Annotated in this window: 13 protein-coding genes and 1 pseudogene; 13 read left to right on the top strand and 1 reads right to left on the bottom strand. The window is 30.6% G+C overall.

Going from position 1 to position 21,185, the window contains the following annotated elements; genetic code table 11:
* The first annotated feature begins 375 nt into the window (after positions 1 to 375).
* From K324_RS0101670 to typA, 11 genes and pseudogenes are all read left to right on the top strand, one after another.
* Positions 376 to 2,004 (top strand): AAA family ATPase, encoded by a 1,629-nt coding sequence (locus K324_RS0101670; protein ID WP_026747614.1) that lies wholly within the window; start codon positions 376 to 378, stop codon positions 2,002 to 2,004.
* A gap of 11 nt (positions 2,005 to 2,015) precedes the next feature.
* Positions 2,016 to 3,437 carry a phospholipase D-like domain-containing protein gene (locus tag K324_RS0101675; RefSeq protein ID WP_026747615.1) on the top strand — a complete coding sequence of 474 codons (1,422 nt, stop codon included), beginning with the start codon at positions 2,016 to 2,018 and terminating at the stop codon, positions 3,435 to 3,437.
* 34 nt (positions 3,438 to 3,471) lie between these two features.
* Positions 3,472 to 4,428: a metallophosphoesterase gene (locus K324_RS14125; protein ID WP_036094968.1), complete on the top strand. Its 957-nt coding sequence runs from the start codon at positions 3,472 to 3,474 to the stop codon at positions 4,426 to 4,428.
* Between the two features lie 165 nt (positions 4,429 to 4,593).
* On the top strand, positions 4,594 to 5,904 hold the full coding sequence (locus K324_RS14130; RefSeq protein ID WP_051354366.1) for a hypothetical protein: 1,311 nt from the start codon (positions 4,594 to 4,596) through the stop codon (positions 5,902 to 5,904).
* A complete protein-coding gene (locus tag K324_RS0101690; protein WP_026747616.1) occupies positions 5,894 to 7,729 on the top strand; it encodes a DUF2194 domain-containing protein in 1,836 nt (611 codons plus the stop codon). Before K324_RS14130 ends, K324_RS0101690 begins: the two co-directional genes overlap by 11 nt.
* Positions 7,730 to 7,734: 5 nt before the next feature.
* Positions 7,735 to 8,736 carry a hypothetical protein gene (locus tag K324_RS0101695; protein ID WP_051354367.1) on the top strand — a complete coding sequence of 334 codons (1,002 nt, stop codon included), beginning with the start codon at positions 7,735 to 7,737 and terminating at the stop codon, positions 8,734 to 8,736.
* A 50-nt stretch (positions 8,737 to 8,786) separates the two neighbouring features.
* Complete coding sequence (gene pelF / locus K324_RS0101700) at positions 8,787 to 10,208, top strand: GT4 family glycosyltransferase PelF (RefSeq protein WP_026747618.1); 1,422 nt, start codon at positions 8,787 to 8,789, stop codon at positions 10,206 to 10,208.
* Positions 10,208 to 12,906: pseudogene (gene pelG, locus K324_RS14135) on the top strand (exopolysaccharide Pel transporter PelG). Before pelF ends, pelG begins: the two are co-directional and overlap by 1 nt.
* Positions 12,907 to 12,911: 5 nt before the next feature.
* Positions 12,912 to 14,027 (top strand): porin family protein, encoded by a 1,116-nt coding sequence (locus K324_RS0101710; protein WP_051354370.1) that lies wholly within the window; start codon positions 12,912 to 12,914, stop codon positions 14,025 to 14,027.
* 21 nt (positions 14,028 to 14,048) lie between these two features.
* Positions 14,049 to 15,053 carry an endo alpha-1,4 polygalactosaminidase gene (locus K324_RS0101715; protein ID WP_026747620.1) on the top strand — a complete coding sequence of 335 codons (1,005 nt, stop codon included), beginning with the start codon at positions 14,049 to 14,051 and terminating at the stop codon, positions 15,051 to 15,053.
* Between the two features lie 341 nt (positions 15,054 to 15,394).
* The gene (typA, locus tag K324_RS0101720) at positions 15,395 to 17,206 is read left to right on the top strand and encodes a translational GTPase TypA (RefSeq protein ID WP_026747621.1); all 1,812 of its coding nucleotides are present in this window, start codon (positions 15,395 to 15,397) and stop codon (positions 17,204 to 17,206) included.
* Positions 17,207 to 17,285: 79 nt separating this feature from the next.
* On the opposite strand, the gene K324_RS0101725 is transcribed toward typA, so the two are convergent.
* Positions 17,286 to 18,284 (bottom strand): ABC transporter substrate-binding protein, encoded by a 999-nt coding sequence (locus tag K324_RS0101725; protein WP_026747622.1) that lies wholly within the window; start codon positions 18,282 to 18,284, stop codon positions 17,286 to 17,288.
* A 1,077-nt stretch (positions 18,285 to 19,361) separates the two neighbouring features.
* Here K324_RS0101725 and K324_RS0101730 point away from each other — a divergent pair.
* Both K324_RS0101730 and lacA read left to right on the top strand, forming a co-directional pair.
* Positions 19,362 to 20,363, top strand: coding sequence for a LacI family DNA-binding transcriptional regulator (locus K324_RS0101730; RefSeq protein WP_026747623.1), 1,002 nt, complete (start codon positions 19,362 to 19,364; stop codon positions 20,361 to 20,363).
* A gap of 343 nt (positions 20,364 to 20,706) precedes the next feature.
* On the top strand, positions 20,707 to 21,129 hold the full coding sequence (gene lacA / locus K324_RS0101735; RefSeq protein ID WP_026747624.1) for a galactose-6-phosphate isomerase subunit LacA: 423 nt from the start codon (positions 20,707 to 20,709) through the stop codon (positions 21,127 to 21,129).
* The last annotated feature ends 56 nt before the right edge of the window (positions 21,130 to 21,185 follow it).

A 21,185-nucleotide genomic window follows, 5' to 3' on the forward strand; every position in this document is an offset into this window, starting at 1 on the left:
TGGACAGACTACTACACAATCAGAGGGGACAAGGAAGACAAGAAAGGAAACTTCAAGTCACACCTTAACCTAGGATTGGATAACGGAAGACTAGGCTTCACAGTAAACACAGGATACGAAACAAAAGGACATAACTTCAATGCAGGATTAGGATTGAAAGTATTGTACTAGTAAGGGGTACAGACTTAAAGACTTAAGAAAGTATGAAGTAATGGAAATAGCTTAAACTTAGGAGGGAGGCTGCCCATATGGGTGGCCTTTCTTTTTATTTATGGGATTATTTTTGCAGATAATAATTTAAAATTGAATAAATATGGAAATAATGGTAAAATAACGGTAACAAGTTAAAAATTGTTTATTTTAGGAGGGAAGCGGATGAAAAAGATTCCTATTGGTATTGATGATTTTAAGAAATTAAGGGAGAACAGTGCATATTATGTTGACAAGACAAAATTAATTTCTGAAATTTTGGATGACGGTGCCGAAGTGAAGCTGTTTACACGTCCAAGAAGGTTTGGAAAAACTTTGAACATGTCAATGCTTAAATATTTTTTTGATATTGATAATGCTGAAGAAAATAGAAAATTGTTTAGTGAATTGGATATTGAAAAATCGGAATATTTTTCAGAACAAGGGCAGTATCCAGTAATTTTTATTTCATTGAAGGGGATTAAAAGTAACTCTTGGGAAGAATGTTTGTTTGACTTGAAAAGTTTAATTAGTAATCTTTATAACGAGTTTGAATTTGTCAGAGCTTCTTTGAATGAAAGTGAGCTGAAAGAATTTAATAAAATCTGGTTTAAAAAAGATGATGGTGAGTATAAGAATGCTTTGCGGAATTTGACAGCTTATTTGTATCGGCATTACAAAAAGGAAGTTATTTTGTTAATTGACGAGTATGACAGTCCTTTGATTTCAGCTTATGAACATCACTATTACAACGATGCTGTTACATTTTTTAAAGTATTTTATGGAGAAGCATTGAAAACTAATCAGTATTTAAAAATGGGGGTTATGACTGGAATTATCAGAGTTATTAAGGCTGGAATATTTTCTGACTTGAATAATCTGAAAGTTTATTCTATCTTAAATGAACAGTATTCAAATTTTTTTGGATTTACTGAAGCTGAAGTTAAAAAGGCTCTCTGTGATTTTAATATCGAGTACAAACTTTCTGATGTCAAGTCGTGGTACAATGGCTATAAGTTTGGAAATTCTGAAGTTTATAATCCGTGGAGTATTTTAAATTTTTTGCGTGATAAAAAACTAGCACCTAACTGGGTTGATACTTCCGGGAATTTCCTAATTAACGATATTTTGAAAAATATAGATACAGATACGATGGAAACTTTGGAAAGATTATTTATGGGCGAAAGCGTTGAGGAAAATATCAATGGAAATTCGGATTTGTCTGTCTTGCTTGATCAGGAAGAAATTTGGGAACTGCTTTTATTTAGCGGATATTTAACGATTGATGAGAAAATTGGGGAAGATTATGAGAATGTCTATTCTTTAAGATTGCCAAACAGGGAAGTGAGGGAATTTTTCAGACAGAAGTTCATTGATGTGAATTTTGGGGAAAGTTTGTTTAGAAAGGCGATGAAATCTCTTAAAAAGCTCAAATTTAATTACTTTGAAAAATATCTTCAAGATATTTTGCTAAAATCGACAAGTTACAATGATACTAAAAACGAGGATTTTTATCATGGACTAATTTTAGGAATGATGTTTTATCTGGACAACCATTATTACGTAAAATCCAATGAGGAATCGGGACTTGGGAGATATGATCTTATGATAGAGCCAAAGAATAAAAATAACAGGGCTTTTATATTGGAATTTAAAGTCACAAGGGATGAAAATACTCTTGAAAAGGTTTCAAGAGAGGCGATAGAACAGATAATTGAAAAAAAATATGATGTCGTCTTGAGAGAAAGGGGCATTGAAGATATTACTCTCATTGGGGTGGCTTTTTGTGGCAAGAGAGTTAAAATTTCTTATTAAGGAGAGCTGGTGTGAATAAAAAAATTATTTTAACATTTATATTTTTACTGCTGGGAACGGTATCGTGCACTTCACTTTCAGAAGGGCTTACGATGAAAAGTGAGGTTTATAATGCGGACAATGTGGATTTTTATTATGATCTGACGTATAAGAAGGACGGAGAAACGCAGTATGAGAGGCAGATTTGGGAGCAGGCTTACGATATTCTGGATAAGGCGCAGGATTTTTTCCTGATGGATATTTTTGTGTTTAATGACTACGTTGGGAAAGGAGTCAAGGAGAAGTTGCAGCCGCTGCCAATTGCGGAGGAATTTGCACAAAAAATACTGGAGAAGAGGGAAAAGGATCCAAATGTGGAAATTTACTTGATACTTGATGAAAGTAATACGTTTTATGGGGCATTTGACAATAAGACTCATAAAAAGCTGGAGCAGGCTGGTGTAAAAATCGGGTATGTGGATTTGACGAAATTAAGGGATCCTATGCTCGTCTATTCGGCTCCATGGCGTCTGTTCATCCAGCCTTTTGGAAACCCAAAAAATCGTGGGAAAATAAAAAATCCATTTTATGAGGGGACTGACAAAATTACAATCCGCAGCCTTTTGAGGGCGTTAAATGCAAAAGCCGATCATAGAAAATTGATTATGAATGAAAATACAGCGATGCTGACATCAGCAAATCCGCATGCGGAAGGTTCAAAACACTCAAATGTGGCATTTAAGTTTTCATCTCCAATTATCAAGGAAATTTACGAAGGTGAAAAGCCTGTTGCCAAAATTACCAAAAAAGACGGAAGTCTAAGACGAAAACTTCCAGACAAGGATTTCAGCAAAATCCCATTTTCAGTGAATGACAAGCTAAAATTGCAATATTTTACAAACGGAGCCACAGCTAAGGATATTTCAGAAGAATTAAAAAATACACAGTTTGGAGACAAGGTTATTATCGCCCAATTTTTCCTTGCAGACAGGGGAATAATCAACGATATAAGAAAAGCGGCAAGACGTGGAGTGAAATTTGAAATAATCCTGAATAATTCAAAAGCAGGTTTCCCAAACAAAGCATCAGCTGGAGAATTAATGAAATACGCCAGAAAACACAATTACGACATAAACGTCAAGTTTTACAACAAAGGCGAGGAAATGTACCACGTAAAAATGCTTTCCATCTTAAAAAAAGATTACCTGATAACTTACGGCGGTTCCACAAACTTTACAAGAAGAAATATGCGAAACTTCAATCTGGAAAACGAGCTAAAAATCATGTCAGCATACGATCAGCAAATTTCTAAGGATATTTTAAACTACTATGACAGGCTGTGGACAAACAGGGATGGAGAATTTACATTACCTTATGATACGGAAAAAAACGAGAAATTAATGAATGATCTGTTATTTAGATTTAGCGAAATGAATGGCTTTGGAGTTTTTTAAAAATATTTGTATATAAAAAAGAAGAGTGATTTTTATGGAAAGTGAAATTAAGACAAATAAAATTAAGATAGAAAAAATAAATGAAAGTGATTATAATCGAATTTTTATAATGTCGGACATTCATGGGCAGTATGACTTGTTTTTGAAAATGCTTGGGAAAATTGATTTGAAAAGAGAAGATTTGCTTGTGATTATGGGGGATATTTGTGATAGAGGGGAAGAGTCGTATGAAATTTATATGAAATACATGAAAATGATAAAACTTGGGTATAATTTGAAATTTATTTTGGGGAATCATGAGGATATGCTGCTTGAGGATTTGGAAAATGATTATCCAATTAGATATGAAACAGAATATTCGGTTTTTAGAAATTCTAAATATTTTAAAAAGAAAAGTATAAAAGACTGGCACGAAGAGAATTTTTTGGTGGAAATAGAATGGCTTGTGAAATGGCTGGAAGATAGTCCGTTGGTAATTTTAGGAAATGAAAATATATTTGTGCATGCAGGGCTTGATTTACAGACGGCTCTAGTGGAACAGGAAAGGGAAACTGTACTTTGGACTAGGGAAGAGTTTTGGCTTATGGAAAATGTGGAGCTTGAAGAATATAGGGGTAAAAACATATATTTTGGCCATACGCCTAATATAAATGGAAGGATTTCTCAAAAAACTGATAAAATAAGCGGAATAGATTGCGGGGCATTTTTTACACATTTTTTAGGCTGTGTGGAAGTGAAGAGTAAAGAGGAAATTTATGTTTATGAGGATGAGTGCATTCAGTTTTCAGAAGTTCTGGATAAAGTGTTTATGGAAGTTTGGAATGAGGAAGTGGCGGATTTTATAGATTCTGAAAAGTATAAAATTAAAAGTGGGAAAAGAGGAATTGAAAAAATTAAAATTTTAAAAAAGTTGGATAGAAAAGAAAAGGAAGCATTGAAAAAATTTGTTAAAAAATATGAAAGAATGTTTGGGAAAAATGTTGAAAATTAAGGATTTGGTTTATTTTTTTCTTTACAATTTATGATATATATGATAACATTAATTTCGGTTGATTAATAACAGGATTATTGGTTTTTTTTGTTTGATTTTATTGAGAGTTGTAAGTATGTTTATAAAATTGAATGACGGATAATCTTTTTGAAAAAGGAGAATTACATGACTAATAAAATTTTTAAGGAAACTTTAAAGATAAAAAGGTACATTTTTTTAGATAAAAATCCAGACAGGATAGAGGTAATTTCTAGGAAAAATATCATTTTGAGTACCATTGAAAGCCTTTCTTACACTATTTTGATATTACTGGTATGCTATGCCTTACCATTTACCCGAAACAACTTTTTAGCATTAAATATACATCCTCTTGCAGTAATGGTGGCCATTATTTCATTAAGATATGGGATATATGCTGGATTTTCCAGTGCATTTATTGCTACTTTAGGCTATCTTACAGCCTATATTTTTTCTGGTAACGATATGGTTCTGTTTTTTCTGAAATTTCAATATCATAAATTTTTTATAATGTTTTTATTTATTGCAATGATTTTAGGAAAATTTCAGGCAAACAGGAAAGAAAATGAAGAAATTGCAAAAAGGGAAGCTGAAAAGCTGGAAAAATTATTAGATGAGGAAAAACAGAAGAAGGAAGAGTTGTTAAAGATAAATAGAGATTTGAAAAATCAGATTATAACAAGTCGTGGAGGAGTTATTTCATTTCAAAATATACGAAAAAATCTGAATTTGTTGACAACTGTTGAGCAAGTGCTTACAAAGTCAATAAATATTATTAATCAATTTATGAATTGTGAAAATGCCAGCATTTATATTGTTAAAAATCAAAATTTGAATCAGATAATAAAAATTGGAAATTCTTCATTGGGAAAAATTTTAGATTTGAATGAAGCACAGGCTGACAGATTTTTAATGACTCTGGATAAAGGTGAAACCTTGGAATTTTCATTAGATTTGAAAGGGGAAAAGCCAGTTTTTGTAGCACCGATTTTTTATGGTGAAAAAATAATTGCATTACTGGAAATAACAAGACTATCTTATGAAACTTCTAAAAATGAGAACTTTGAATTATTTAAAATAATTATGGAAGAGATAAATAACTCGTTATCAAGAATTTTTTCTGAAAATGAAAAAAATAATATTTATATTTTTGAAAAAGATACTTTTATTACTACAAAAAAATATTTTGAACAGATTCTGGATGAAGTGAAGGATAGAAAGAAATACTATAATCAGAGATATTTTATTTTGGAAGGAAATAATAAAAATAAATATTCATCTGAAGAACTACAGAAAAAACTGGATGAATTGGAAAAAAATGGGCTTAATGCCGACTATGTTACCATAACTGATGATAAAATCAAGTTTTTACTTATAAATGGGGATAATGGGAATAACGAGAGGCAATTGGAAATTGTAAAAAATATTTTGAAAGAAGAGATACTATATGAAATTTAGATATTTTTTTATTATAATTTTAGTAATAGGATTGCTGCTGCAATTTAGCAGAATGGTAAGAAAAGAGGACTATTTTTCAATAAAGCAGGAAATCACCTTTGAAAAGGCACCAGCAAAAAATACGACTTATACATTTACAAATCCACAAAAAATACTTGTATATTATAATAAGAATTCAGAACAGTCAAAAAGAATTTTAAAAAATCTATATGAAATATTCAAATTTGCAAAAATAGACTACACTTTAAAAGATATTGGAGAAATAACGCCTACAAAGGAATACAGCACTTTTATATTCGCAACTGACACGTATATAGGATTTACAAAGGAAATGTTTGATTCTATTACAAAGGAAGTAAATGAAGGTAAAAGTCTTATATTTTTGAATATGACTCCTTATAACCCGTTTAATCCGATGGCTGGGATAAAAAATTTCAGTGATAGCACACTTGACGCTTCCAGCGGAATAAAATTTACTGAAAAGTTATTTCCAGGAATTGATTCGTATGAGCCAAGTGCCATTATGGTGTCACATCCTGCAATGAACAAGTTGGAACTTGAAAATGACGTAAAAATTTTTGCAAAAAGTAGTGAAAATATACCGCTTTTATGGGAAAGAAAAATAGGGCAAGGAAGGATTCTGTATTCAAATGTTTCGTTTTTTGCGGATAAAATTATGAGAGGTGTGCTGAATCAATGGATTGCATACGGGAATGAATGGTATATTTCTCCATTTTTAGATACAAAACTTATGCACATAGATGATTTTCCGGCACCAATTCCAAGAGGAGATAATGAAATTATCCAGAAGGAATACAAAATGAGTACAAGAGATTTTTACCGAAATGTCTGGTGGAAGGATATGGTTGATATTTCCAAGAAATATAATCTTGTATATTCTGGATTTATTATTATTGATTATAATAATATTGTAGAAAAGGAAAAGATGAAAAGGATTTCTGATTTGAATTTAAAGGATTTGGCTTTGGAAGGTAGGGAGTTATTTCTACATGGTGGAGAAATGGGAATCCATGGTTATAATCATGATCCGATAGTATTTGATGATAATAAGTACGTTGACTTTAAAAAGTTGGGATACATTCCATGGAGAAGTGAAAGTGATGTCGCAGCAAGTACAAGGGAAGTAAAAAGCTATGTAAAAGAACTGTTCGGTTCCAAAGTGAAATTATATACATATGTTGCTCCGAGCAATATAGGAACTGATAGAGGAATGAAAATACTTAAAAAAAATTATCCAGATCTAAAGACAATTTCTACTGTATTTTATGGATATTTGGAAGAAGGGGCCTATGTACAGGAGGTAGGAGCAAATCCTGAAATTCCTGGTGTGTATAATATGCCAAGATTTTCTTCTGGATTTTTCTATTCGACTGATGAAATGTGGAATTTATTCAATGCCTTGGCAGTGTATGGCTACTGGACACATTTTGTCCATCCAGACGATGTTATTGCTGAAGACAGGGGAAAAGACAAGACATGGAAACAGTTAAAAGCTGAGTTTGAACGTACAATAGGAGAAGTAAACAAAATTTTCCCATATTTGAAACCGATGAAGGCTTCAGATTTGACAAAATTGTATATGAATATCGAAGACTTGAAAATAAAATCAGAAAAAGTAAATAATGAAATACGTATCGGTTCAATTAATTTTAGAAAACCTTATGAAGCGACAATAAGAATACGAAATAAAAAAATAAAAAGTATGTCTTCCGGTACATTCAAGGAAATATACACTTCGGGAGAAACTAAAATTTATTTGATAAATATTGATAAGGAAAATGTAACAATATTTTTAGGAGATTAGAAAAAATGGTTATAAATAATGAAGGAACGAGATCATTAAAGCAGGTGTCGATAATTGGAATCAGTTTTTTATTTTTTTTGGTAGAAATATTGCTTTTGATAATGCTTTCTAAAAATGATGATATTTTAAACTTTAGAAGTTTATTCTGGATATTGCACCTTGCATTGTCGATAATATTTATTTTTGTGTATAAAAGGTTTTTTCAGGAAAGTATAGGATATTATGATGTTTTTATAATAATATTTCCTGTTGTTGGTATATTTTTATTTTTTATGGATGAGATATTTTCCATCTGGAAGGTAAAAAAAGCCATTGCAGAGGAAGTTTTGGGAAACAATGAAGTTGAGGAAATTTTACAAAAACTGAAAAAAGACTATATGGTGTCTGAGTTTGATGTTATGAGTTCTTATGATTTATTATCTTCATCAAATAATGACAACAAGAAAAAGTTTCTTTTTTCGTTTGAAAGCAAAGATCCAAAATTAAAGGTGGAAATGCTGCAAAGGGCATTGCAGGATGAAAATACAGAAGTCATCCATTATGCAGCGACAGAAGTGAATAAGCTGGATGCGGGAATACAGGAAAAAATAAATAACATTGAAAAAGAAAAAATAAAAGAAACAGATAAGGAAGAAATAAAAAAACTGGATTATAAAATATTCAAATTATATAAAAGTTATGTTGATTCAGGACTTTTGTTTGGAAAAATATTGAATTTTTATCAGAATAAGACATTAGAAATACTAAAAAACTTGCAGATCAGTGAAAAGGAAAGGGAGTTTTTTTTGATAGAACTTTATGAAAATATGAGCAACGAAAGTGATTATGAAAATTTATTAAAAGATAGAATTAGTAAATATTCAGAATCAGAAATAATAACAAAATATTTGAAATTTTTATATAGACAAAATAGATTTGAAGAATTAATAAATGAGTATAGGAAATATGAGAAAATGGGAAATAGTCAAATCGAAAAACCAGTTTTTCTAGAGGAGATTTTGTTATAATATCCCAATTTTTTAAAATTAAACTGATAAAATAAGGAAAAGAGAAGGAAATGGCTGTAATATGTTTTATTTGTGAGGGGGCATATCCATATATTGTTGGCGGAGTTTCATCGTGGGTGCACGAGCTGATTTTATCAAATCCTCAACATTTTTTTAAGGTGTTGTGTATAATTCCAAGCAAGGAGTTCGCAAAATTAAAGTATAAGTTGCCTAAAAATGTTATTGAAGTGAAAAATATATGTCTGGATGCATCTCCAGCATTTTCACTATATAATGTCATGAAGAGTAATCAGACTTTTAGTAAGCAAAAAAGAAAAAGTATAGATAAACTTTTGAATTTTGGTTCTGAAAATATTGAAACAAAACTATCGGAAGTAGAAGATTTGTTTCAAAAGAAATTTGGAAAACCACTGGAAGTGATTTTGAGTAATGAATACTGGAATACATTACTTCAATTTTACAATAAAAATTATTCAGATGGTAATTTTAGCACATTTTACTGGACTTATAGAAATATAATATTTAATTTGTTAAATATAGCTCAGGGGGATATTCCAAAGGCTAATATTTATCATAGTGTGGCGACAGGATATTCTGGATTTTTGGGAGCAGTTATCGCTCATCAAAAAAAAGGGAAATTTGTACTTACGGAACATGGAATTTATCCACGTGAAAGGGAAGAGGAGATATTGGGAGCAACTTGGATAGATAATGATTTTAAACAAATTTGGATAGATTATTTTTATTATTTATCAAAATTGGCTTATCAGTATAGTGATAAAATAATATCATTATTTGAATATAATAGACAAATTCAGATAGAATATGGAGCTCCTGCCGAAAAGTCAATTGTTATTCCAAACGGAGTGGATGAAAAAAAATATGGCGGGATAGTCAGGGAAAAAAAAGAAGGATTTAATATAGGCTCTATTTTAAGAATTGTGCCAATAAAAGATGTAAAAATGATGATAAAAGGCTTTAAAATTGCATCGGAAAAAATACCGGAAGCAAAACTTTGGCTAATAGGGCCTACGGATGAAGATGAAGATTATTATGATGAATGTATAAAATTGGTAGATGACTTGGGATTGACAGAAAAAGTGATATTTACAGGGCGTGCGAATGTTATGGAATATTATTCGTTTCTGGATTTATTGTTGCTTACTTCCATTTCTGAAGGACAGCCACTTAGTATATTGGAGGGGCTTGCTTCAGGAGTACCTTTTATTTCGACAGATGTTGGAAATTGTAGGGAAATATTACTGGAAAAGACGGATATAGGAGAAGCGGGGGTTATAATACCGCCTACATCTTACACAGATTTGGCATTGGCGTTGGTTCAGCTGTATCACAGTCCAGAAAAATTGGAAGAATTTTCTAAAAATGGGAAAAAAATTGTTGAGAAATATTATTCTAAAGCTGCATTTATTCAGCAATATAGAGAAATTTATGATGAAATGGAGAGGTTGTAATGGCTGGAATAGGATTTGAATTAAAAAAATTATTTGACGACAGTGAAGATACACCGTTTGGCAGTGCAAAGGCATTGTTATTTTCGACAGCCGTAAGTATAGGGCCTTGGTTCATTACAGCAACATCCTTGAATTTGATACTATTAATTTCCAAAACGATAGATCTTTCAAGAAATAACCAGATACTATTTATGAGTACGATATTTTACATATTTATATTTTCCCAAATAGTTACAAATGCGTTTCAATATCTGGTTACCCGTTATGTATCAGACTGTATTTTTAATAAAAAGATATTTAAGATAAAAAGTGCGTATATAGGATGTATAAAACTGGTTACAATAATTTCTTTCTTATTGAGTACGTTTTTTATAAAAAAAGCAACTTTGTCTGTCGGATATAAAATATCGTTTGTAGTTTTGTTTGTGTCAATGTCGCTTTCATGGATAACGATGATATTTATATCTTTGTTAAAGAAATATAAATTTATTTTATTTTGTTTCTTTCTGGGGAATTTCATATCGGTAATACTGGGATATGTGTTTCTGAAATATCCAGTCACTTTTATAAAGGAAGATTCGACATTCTGGATGCTATTTTCATATACTGTTGGAATATTTTTAAACTTTATAATGACATCAATGTATATTATGAGGGCATTTCCGGGAAAAGAAAAAAATCAGTTTGAATTTTTTTTTATTTTAGAGGTTATTTTAGTCTTATAGTAATTGGTACTTTGTATATTTTTGGTGTTTGGGGGCATGTTTTTGTGAACTGGTTTGTGGGAGATTCGTATATTTTGGCAAATGTATTTTTAGTTTCCCCTGTTTACGAGGCCGCCGTGTTTTATGGGTATTGTACTGTTATCCCGAGCCTTGTTTATTTTGCCACATTTCTAGAAACAAAATTTTTACCATTGTATAAGGATTATTTTAATAAATTGTGTGTAGTGGGAAAATATGAGGATGTAAAGGAATCTTTGAAAGCGTTAAAACAGACTTTGATTTCGGAAGTTTTGTATTGTATGGAATTACAGCTTTTAATTTCAATAACGTGCATATTGCTGGCAAATATAATGTTTAATGAGCTTGATATGGATACTTATTTACTGGATTTATTTCGTGTGATTGTGTTTGGCTCGTATAGTTCCATATTTATTTCAATATTAATAACGTTATTTTTATATTTTGATTTGAGATTTCAGGCTATGGTACTTGCCTCATCAATGTTTACAACGGGAATTTTATTTTCCTATGTATTTGGAAAAATGGGAATGTCCTTTACTGGATTTGGATTTTTCCTGTCATCGTTATTAACATTTGCAGTAGGTGTTTATATGTTTTATAAATTATTTGATAAATTAAACTATACAATTATGTTTAGGCAGAATTTTAATTATAAAGTTGGAGGCAGTTTTGTGAAAAAAATAAGTCAACTATTTAACAACCGAATATATATCGTAATTTTAATCGTAATATTATTTCTTCTGGGAAGTGCAAAAGCTCACGCAGCATATGATTCCAGAGGGTTTAATAATGTAACTGGAAATAACCGTGACACAATGAGCCCCTATGATAAGGAAGGTTATGACATCAATGGCTATAACAGACAGGGAGCTGATAGAAGGGGATTTAACAAAGTTTACTGGAATATTGGAACAAATTCGCCTTATGATTATTCAGGATTTAATTATAAGGGAATACATAAGGATACAGGTAAGGAATCTGACACAAGAGGATTTAATTACAAACATTTTAACATAGAAACAAACAGCGAGTATGATAAAAATGGATTTACATTTGAGGGAATACACAAAGATACAGGCAGGGAATACGATAATAATGGCTGGAACTATTATGGATTAAATGAACAGACGAAGGACTACTACAATAAGGAAGGTTGGAATTTTGCTGGAATAAATCGCCGTGGCTTTAATAAGGACAAGTATAATGTGGAAACAAAAAGTGAATATGACAGCTGGGGATTTAATTATGACGGAATAAATAAGGAAACTGGTAAGGAGTATGATACAAGAGGATTTAACTATGAACATTTTAATGTGGAAACAAATAGTAAATACGATAAAAATGGGTTTACTTATGACGGGATAAACAAGGATACAGGCAGGGAATACGACAAAAACGGCTGGAATTACTACGGCTTAAATGAAAAAACGCAGGATTACTATGATGAAACTGGCTGGACATTCGATGGAATCAATAGGCAAGGCTTTAACCGTGAAGGTTACAATGTATGGACAAAAAGTAAATATGATTATGCAAATTTTGATTTTCAGGGAATTAATAAAAATACAAAAACTAGGTATGACGAAAGAGGTTTTGACAATAATCAGGTTCATAATAAAACTCATACAAAATATGACGAGAGAGGATTTGATTATGGTGGAAAAAATAAAGATACTGGAACTGAATATGATAAGGATGGCTGGAATTTTTACGGTTTGAATGAAAAAACAAAAACATACTTTGATCCAAGCGGATATACAAGGGAAGGACTTGACAAATATGGATATAAAAGAGGACAGAGGCCAAAAAACTTTGGTGTAGCACCTGCTGTAAATAGAGGTAGACACAGCACTGCCGGTACAAAAAAATCTGGGACAAAAAGCAGTGGTGGAAGTGGAGGCTATGATAAAAATGGGTTTGATAAGAATGGAATCTATCGGAGAGGATATTAAATATTATGCCAGAATATAAAGTAATGAAAGAATATAAAAAAAGTTTTGAAAAGACTTTTAAGAAAATTTATACAGCAAAATACAAATTATTTGTAATAAACTTCATATTAATGATGACAAATAACCTGTTTTCTGAAAATATGCAACAGAATGAAGACGGTAATATTAAAGTAAATCAAGTAGAGGAAAATATTCTTAATATAGAAAGCAGTCAAAAATTCATAACTAATCAAGCTAAAAAGGAACGTGGAGTTGAAAAAATGAATTTTTATATTCCTGTCAATGAGCAAAATAAATTTTCAACATACGGAGAAATAGATCATAGACAGAATAAAAATATTTATAAATATACGTTTGGTGAAGGCTACGTAAGTTTAAACAGAAATTGGGATTTTAATTATAGAGTTATGCGGGAGTTCCAAAGGTATAAAGAACGTGAAAATGCGAATAATGATTCAAATTCTTGGGATAATGAATTATATTTTTCACGAAAAAATAAAAACTTCAAAATAGGTAAACGTGAATTTGGTTCAAATTTTGTATTAGGAGTAAAACATACTGAAAACAGTACAAAAATTACAGAAAATACAAGGGATTATAAGTTTTATCTTGGACAAAAAATCTCAAGCTCCTTTCCAAGTTTGGGACGTGGTGGAACATTTATGGAATATGGGCTGACTTTAAATGGGGTACATGGAAGCATAAGAAATGGTTATTCAATACTAGGTTCGATTGGTTCAAGCACACTGTTGGGATATGGATTCCAGTGGAGCAACTCAATAGAAGGCGAATATATGGATTATAATAATCACAAGGGTAATTTAAGAGGAAAATATGAAACAGTTTTCCGATGGACATATGAGCTGGGGAAATATTTTGCCTTTTCACCCGAAGCCACATTTAAAGCGGAAAAATATTTTAATTATAAAATAGACAATTTAAACATTGAAAGTTCAGCAGGAATGTATTTATTGTATTCTCAAAATTTTACAGATAAGTTTAGAGCTTATGGAAAAGCAGGGCCTTTATTCAGATATGAGAAAACAAAATATGGAACATATGAATACAAGAAGTCTCAATTAACAGGGTATGCTAAAATTGGACTGGAATATGTTTTTTAATAAAATAAAACAGAGGTAAATATGAAAACAAAACTACTAATATTATTTTTAACTCTTTTCGTATGCTGTTTTTCACAAAAAAAACTTGAAAAAACTAAAGATGTTAAAAATCAAAAAAATTATGAAACAGAAAGTGAAATTTATCGGGATAGAATGCGTGAATTAATTCGAGAAATCAAGAGAAATACGTCAAGCGATAAATTACTGATTACTCAAAATGGAAATGAACTATATTTCTATAAAGGAGAACTAAACAAAGAGTTTTTCAATGTGACAGATGGAACAACACAGGAAAGTCTCTATTATGGAGCAGGTTTCAAATTGACAAATCCAACTCCTGAAAAGGAAAATGAACAATTGCTAAATTGGCTGTTGCCAATTAGAAAGGCTGGAAAACCAGTATTTGCGATAAATTATGGAATTGGTGAAAAAGCTAAGGTAGATTTATTAAAAAAATCTGTTCAGACAAATTTTGTGAATGAATTATTACCATCATTTGGAGCTGAAATGCCATACGTTCCAATTCAAAACTTTAATTCAAGGAATATAAACTCGTTATTAGATGTAAAAAACTTTCTGGTACTTTTAGATCCCAAAAAATTTAAAGATACAGATGCCTTTTTTGAATATTTAAAAGAAACGGATTATGATTTGTTATTAATAGAGCCATCACACAGCGGTAAATTTATGACAAAGGAACAAATATCAGCTTTAAAAAGAAAGAAAAATGGAGCAACACGTAAAGTAATTGCCTATTTCAGTATTGGAGAAGCTGGGGATTACAGAAGTTATTGGAAGGAAGAATGGAACAACAAGAGCAAACGTCCAAATTGGATAGTGGAAGAAAATCCAGATTGGAAAGGAGATTTCATTGTTAAATACTGGAGTAGCGAATGGAAACAGATAGTCAAGAATTATCAGAAGAAATTGGATGAAATTGGTGTAGATGGCTATTTATTAGATACAGTTGATACCTATTACAAATTTGAAGATAAATCTGAAAAAACTGGTAAACTTATTGATTAGAAAATTTTTAGGGATTGACATTTTTATAAAATATGTTATAATAGATGCGTAAAAAACCTCTAAGGGGAATTCGTATATGATTTAAAAATTATGCTACAAATTAGGCTGGATTTTTCCAGCCTTTTTTGTTATAATATTTAAGTGAATTTTGGCAAGATTCACAAATCATATACGAGGAGGTAGTGAGATGGTAGATTTCATTGCGATATTTATTCTGTTCGTAATTATTTGTTACAGTTTGAATAGATAGGACATGAATTTCACCTCTACTCCTCACCCTCTTAGGGGGAATTTTAGAATTTAAGGAGGAAAAATTAACAAAAAATTTGTTAAAATAAAGAATGAATAAAATTAAAAACATTGCAATTATTGCACACGTAGATCACGGGAAAACAACTCTTGTCGATGCTTTATTAAAGCAGGCAGGGACATTTGGAGAACATGAAAAAGTAGATGAAAGAATTATGGATAGTGATGATTTGGAGAAGGAAAGAGGAATTACGATTTTTTCTAAAAATGCTTCATTTCATTATGATGGATATAAGATAAATATTGTGGATACTCCTGGCCATGCGGATTTTGGTGGAGAAGTACAGAGAATCTTGAAAATGGTGGATTCAGTTTTACTTCTGGTAGACGCGTTTGAGGGTGTTATGCCACAGACTAAATATGTATTGAAACAGGCACTGGAGCATGGGCTTCGTCCAATTGTGGTAGTTAATAAGATTGATAGGCCAAATTCGGATCCTGATGCGGTTGTGGATTCAGTTTTTGACTTATTTGTGGATTTAGGGGCAAATGATATTCAGCTTGATTTTCCAGTAGTTTATGCGTCTGCGAAAAATGGATATGCTAAATTGGATCTGGAAGATGAGGATAAGGATATGAAACCGCTTTATGATAAAATCATGGAGCATGTGGAAGATCCAGAAGGAGATGTGAATGAACCGTTGCAAATGCTTGTTACAAATACTGAATATGATGAGTATGTAGGAAAATTAGGAACTGGAAGAATTTATAACGGAAAAATTGAAAAAAATCAGGAAATTACATTAATTAAGAGAAATGGTGACTTGATAAATGGTAAAGTTACTAGAATTTATGGATATGACGGACTTAAAAAAGTTGAAATGGAAGTAGCGTTTGCTGGAGATATTGTAACAATTGCAGGAATTGAACAAATTGACATAGGAGAAACTGTGGCAAGTAAAGAAAATCCTAAGCCATTACCATTAATTGACATTGATGAGCCTACACTTGCTATGACATTTATGGTAAATGATTCGCCATTTGCAGGGCAGGATGGAAAATTTGTAACTTCGAGAAATATTCTGGAAAGATTGCAAAAGGAAGTAAATCACAATGTTAGTATGAGGCTTGAAATGACAGATTCACCAGATGCCTTTATTGTAAAAGGAAGAGGGGAACTTCAATTATCTATTTTGCTTGAAAATATGAGAAGAGAAGGCTACGAAGTAGCAGTTTCAAAACCTGAAGTTATTTTTAAAGAAGAAAATGGACAGAAACTAGAGCCAATCGAACTTGCAATTATCGATGTTGCTGATGAGTTTGTAGGAGTTGTAATTGAAAAATTAGGACTTAGAAAAGGTGAAATGGTAAATATGAATCAAGGAAGCGACGGATATACAAGACTTGAGTTCAAAGTACCGTCACGTGGATTAATTGGATTTAGAAACGAATTTTTAACAGAAACGAGAGGAACAGGAATTATAAATCATTCATTCTTTGAGTACGAGCCTTTCAAAGGGGAAGTTACAGGAAGAAGAAGAGGAGTGCTTATCGCAATGGAACCTGGAACAAGTTTGGGATATTCACTAAACAACTTGCAGCCAAGAGGAATCCTGTTTATAGGGCCTGGAATAGAAGTTTACGAAGGAATGATAGTTGGAGAGCATTCAAGAGAGAATGACTTAGTCGTAAATGTATGTAAAGGTAAAAAACTTACAAATATGAGGGCTGCTGGAAGTGACGATGCTGTGAAATTGGCACCACCAAAAGAATTTACACTAGAATTGGCACTTGAATATATCGAAAATGATGAGTTAGTGGAAATTACACCTAACTTTATCAGACTTAGAAAAAAATATTTGAATGCTAATGATAGAAAGAAATATGAAAATTCAAAAGGATAAAAAAATATAAAAAAAACTGGAATTGTTAATAATAACATCTCCAGTTTTTTTATTACCTTTAATTTATAAAATCCTTTAATTATTTTTTAGTTTCTACCATTTTAGCCTGCTTTAAAATACTGTCTGGTATTTTTATTCCCAATAATTCCATGTTTTGTTTGTTAATTTCGATTTGTAGATTTTTGACTGTTTCTATTGGGATTTCACTTGGTTTTTTGCCTTTTAGTAAAATTTCTGCTGCAATTTCTCCAGAACGATAACCGATATTGTAGTCAGTAGTTCCTTGTGAAATTAGCCCTCCTGCATTTGAGTAAACGTCATTTGTAGCTAGAATCGGAACTTTTGCATTGTTAAAAACATCAAGTATTGCTGCAAAATATGATGCTACTGTATTATCTTGAATAGCGTAATAAATATCAATATCTTTTGCTATCAAGTTTGCTGCTGCAACCATTTCCGTTCCGTTTGTAACAGCTTTTTCAACTACTGTGAATCCAAATTGCCCTGCTAGTTTTTTCAAATTATTTACTTCAGAAACTGAATTTTGTTCAGATGAATTATAAATTATTCCTATTTTTTTCGCTTCTGGTAATAATTCTCTCATTAATTTCAAATTTTCATTAACTGGTGCCGCTCCACTTGTCCCTGTAACATTTGGAATCCCTTCAAGCCCTGCACTTTTTGGATCTGTAACTGACGCAAACACAACTGGTATATCTCCTGTAACCTGATTTTTAGCCGCCTGTGCTGTCGGTGTCGTAACCGCAAATACCAAATCTTTCTTATCTGCTGCAAACTGCTGCATAATCAATGTCTGATTGCTCATATCATTGTTTGCAATTTTATCATCATAATCAGCCTTTATCCCAGCCTTTGCCAAAGCATCCTTAAAACCTTGTTTAGCCGCATTTAATGCCGGATGATCAACAATCTGTGACAATCCAATTTTATAAACCTTTTCACTAACTTGAGAATCTTTTTTTTCGTCTTGAGAATTATTACTTTTTTTATTTCCGCAAGACAAAAGCATTCCTCCTAACATACCGAATAACAGTACACCTCTCATAATTTTTTTCATCTGTTTTTCCTCCTAAAATAAATAATTTTTAATTTGCATAGTAAAAATTTAAAATCAACTCCTAAATATACTATTCAAAATCTGGAGTTCCATGAATTTCGTTAATTAAAATTTATAAGAATTTAATAACATACCTGATTAATTACCAATTTGAACTGATAAAAATTAAGTAAATCTAGATTTTGGTTGTAACTTTGGATTTGTTTTTAAAATTATTTTACTATGTTATTATTTTATCATATTTTTGGGAAATTTCCAGCAATATTTTAGAATAAAATAAAAAAATTAATTATAAAATATCCTTTAATTAAATTTAATCATTAAGTATCCATATAAGGGATTTTTATTTAGATTTTGAAAAACTGCTTATTGATAATAAATATTTTTTCATATTACTGTGTTTTTTCTTTTTATAAAGCAAGGGAGATCAGTCGCCATTTCCCTTGCAACCCTGGCTCGTCTAAGCATTTTTTTGAAACAAAAACGAAACTTGCTGACGCTCAGACAATCGTTTTCATTCCAAAAAAATCACGACATTCTATATTAAATTATAAAGATTATTATATTTAAATTTTAAGCTTTTACATTTGGAAAATATTAAATAAGCAAAATTTCGTTAAAGGAAAAATAACTGTCTGAGCGTAGTTTTACGAAGCGAGTTTTATTTTTTCTTTATAAGAAAGTTTTGCGTAAGCGGGGTTGTAAGGGCATGGCGTCTGATGCCCTTACGTTACAAAAAAATTGAACAAAAAATATAAAAAACTATTATTACTTATAAATAAAATTATAAAAGTCTTTAAGATGGATACTTAAAAATTAGACTTGATTTTTTTATTTATAAGGAAATTAAATTCATATTTTTTAACAAGGCTATCAAATTAATTATTATAGAATTTTATTGCTATTTTTTAAATGGGTTTAGTATAATAATTGTAAGATTTATATTTCAAAAAAAAGTTTAGTAAAAATATTAAAAATTTTACTAAAAAACTAAAAAATTATATTATAAAACAAATGAAAAGTTAAGAAATGTATAGTATAAAAAAGTAAATTTTAAGGTTCAAAGAGAGGGGAAAAATGTCTACGATCAGAGATGTTGCAAAGTATGCGGGAGTTTCTATTGCTACTGTTTCCAGAATTTTAAATAATGATGAATATTTTGGTGTAACACGGGAAACAAAACAGAAAGTATTGGAAGCGGTTAAGAAGTTAAACTACAAGAAAAAAAATACAAAAAGAAAAAATGCACAGTTAAATGTTTCAATTATAAAGTCATTTGATGAAAAGATAGAAAGCGAAGATCCATATTTTGTGTCATTACGGCTGGATTTGGAATATGCATTGAAAAAAAAGGGGATAAAAAGCAAGGTTTTTGAGTTGCAGATGTTTGAAAAAAATGAGGAAATTTTAATGAATTTTATTGTTTGCAATGCAATTATTGTGATTGGAGAAATAAAAAGAAGCCAGTTGGACTTTTTGAAATCTCTAAATGAAAATATTGTTTGTGTTGATGCTTATAATTTTGATAATTCCATTGATTATATAAAATTTGATATGAAACATTCAGTAAAAATTGTAATTGATTATTTGCTGAAATTAGGACATAAAAAAATTGGACTATTAGTGGGAAGAAATCAGATTATTAGAAATCTTGTAGATTTTCGGGAGCAGTATTTTATTGAAATTATGAAGGAACTTGAATTGTATGATGAAAGATTTGTAAAAGTAGATGAATTTTCGCCTGAATCAGGATATGAAATGATGAAGGAAATACTAAAACTGGAAGATAGGCCAACTGCGATATTTTGTGCAAATGATTCGATTGCAATGGGTGCTTATAAAGCAATAAGAGAACATAATTTAAAAATATTTGACGATATTTCAATTATCGGATTTAATGATTTAAAAATTTCTCAATATATGATACCTCCTTTAACAACACTTAGAATAGATACTAAAATTATTGCACAAGAAACAATAAATGTACTTGTGGAACTATTAGAGCATAACAGAAGTTACAGGAAAAAAGTTTATTTGCCTGTGGAATTAATCGAAAGAGAAAGCTGTGGAAGCATTTGATGGGGACAAAAAGTGTCCTCATTTTTTAATTCATAAATTAATTTAAATAATTTTGGAGTTTGAAAAAAATAGTTATATCTTTATATTTTATTTAAAAAATACAATAAAAAATATTAAATTTTAAGTCAAAAAAAAATATCTTTGTTTACTTAAAATAATTTTTTTAATAAATATAAAATCAAGATAAAAAAAGTTTGTTTACTAAACAGTGATTATTTTTAGCTAGTTTGATGTATTGTAATTTCAGTATTTTGAGGGTATATTTCAATTGTGAGATAAATAATATATTATTTGAAAATTTGTAACTACGTAGTGAAACGAATTAAAAAATGGAGGAAAAATAATGAAAGTTATATTAGGTTCTGATGTGGATGGTAATGAATTAAAAGATTATATTAAAAATTATTTGCTGGAAAATGGATATGATGTAATTGATAAATCAGAAAATAAAGATTTTGTTGAAACAACGTATGCTGTTGCTCAAACTGTCTTAGCTGACGATGATAGTTTGGGGATAGTGTTTGATGCGTATGGTGCAGGAAGTTTTATGGTTGCTACTAAAATAAAAGGAATGGTAGCAGCAGAAGTTTCAGATGAACGTTCAGCTTATATGACAAGAGGACATAATAATTCAAGAATAATTGCAATAGGTTCAAAAATTGTAGGAACAGAAGTTGCTAAAAATATCGTAAAAGGATTTTTAACTGCTGGATATGATGGTGGAAGACACCAGATCAGAGTGGATATGCTAAATAAGATGTGCTAGTTTGTTTAACTGGAAATAAATTATCTGAGTTAATAGTGCGATTTTAATTTTTGTGT

Source organism: Leptotrichia trevisanii DSM 22070 (genome assembly GCF_000482505.1).
GTDB lineage: Bacteria > Fusobacteriota > Fusobacteriia > Fusobacteriales > Leptotrichiaceae > Leptotrichia > Leptotrichia trevisanii.

What these genes read in the sequence shown, in the direction of transcription:
- K324_RS0101695 (WP_051354367.1), top strand. Translation starts at nt 7,735, where the DNA reads ATGGTTATAAATAATGAAGGAACGAGATCATTAAAGCAGGTGTCGATA.
- K324_RS0101730 (WP_026747623.1), top strand. Translation starts at nt 19,362, where the DNA reads ATGTCTACGATCAGAGATGTTGCAAAGTATGCGGGAGTTTCTATTGCT.
- pelF (WP_026747618.1), top strand. Translation starts at nt 8,787, where the DNA reads ATGGCTGTAATATGTTTTATTTGTGAGGGGGCATATCCATATATTGTT.
- K324_RS0101690 (WP_026747616.1), top strand. Translation starts at nt 5,894, where the DNA reads ATGAAATTTAGATATTTTTTTATTATAATTTTAGTAATAGGATTGCTG.
- K324_RS0101710 (WP_051354370.1), top strand. Translation starts at nt 12,912, where the DNA reads ATGCCAGAATATAAAGTAATGAAAGAATATAAAAAAAGTTTTGAAAAG.
- K324_RS14125 (WP_036094968.1), top strand. Translation starts at nt 3,472, where the DNA reads ATGGAAAGTGAAATTAAGACAAATAAAATTAAGATAGAAAAAATAAAT.
- typA (WP_026747621.1), top strand. Translation starts at nt 15,395, where the DNA reads ATGAATAAAATTAAAAACATTGCAATTATTGCACACGTAGATCACGGG.
- lacA (WP_026747624.1), top strand. Translation starts at nt 20,707, where the DNA reads ATGAAAGTTATATTAGGTTCTGATGTGGATGGTAATGAATTAAAAGAT.
- K324_RS0101670 (WP_026747614.1), top strand. Translation starts at nt 376, where the DNA reads ATGAAAAAGATTCCTATTGGTATTGATGATTTTAAGAAATTAAGGGAG.
- K324_RS0101725 (WP_026747622.1), bottom strand. Translation starts at nt 18,284, where the DNA reads ATGAAAAAAATTATGAGAGGTGTACTGTTATTCGGTATGTTAGGAGGA.
- K324_RS0101715 (WP_026747620.1), top strand. Translation starts at nt 14,049, where the DNA reads ATGAAAACAAAACTACTAATATTATTTTTAACTCTTTTCGTATGCTGT.
- K324_RS14130 (WP_051354366.1), top strand. Translation starts at nt 4,594, where the DNA reads ATGACTAATAAAATTTTTAAGGAAACTTTAAAGATAAAAAGGTACATT.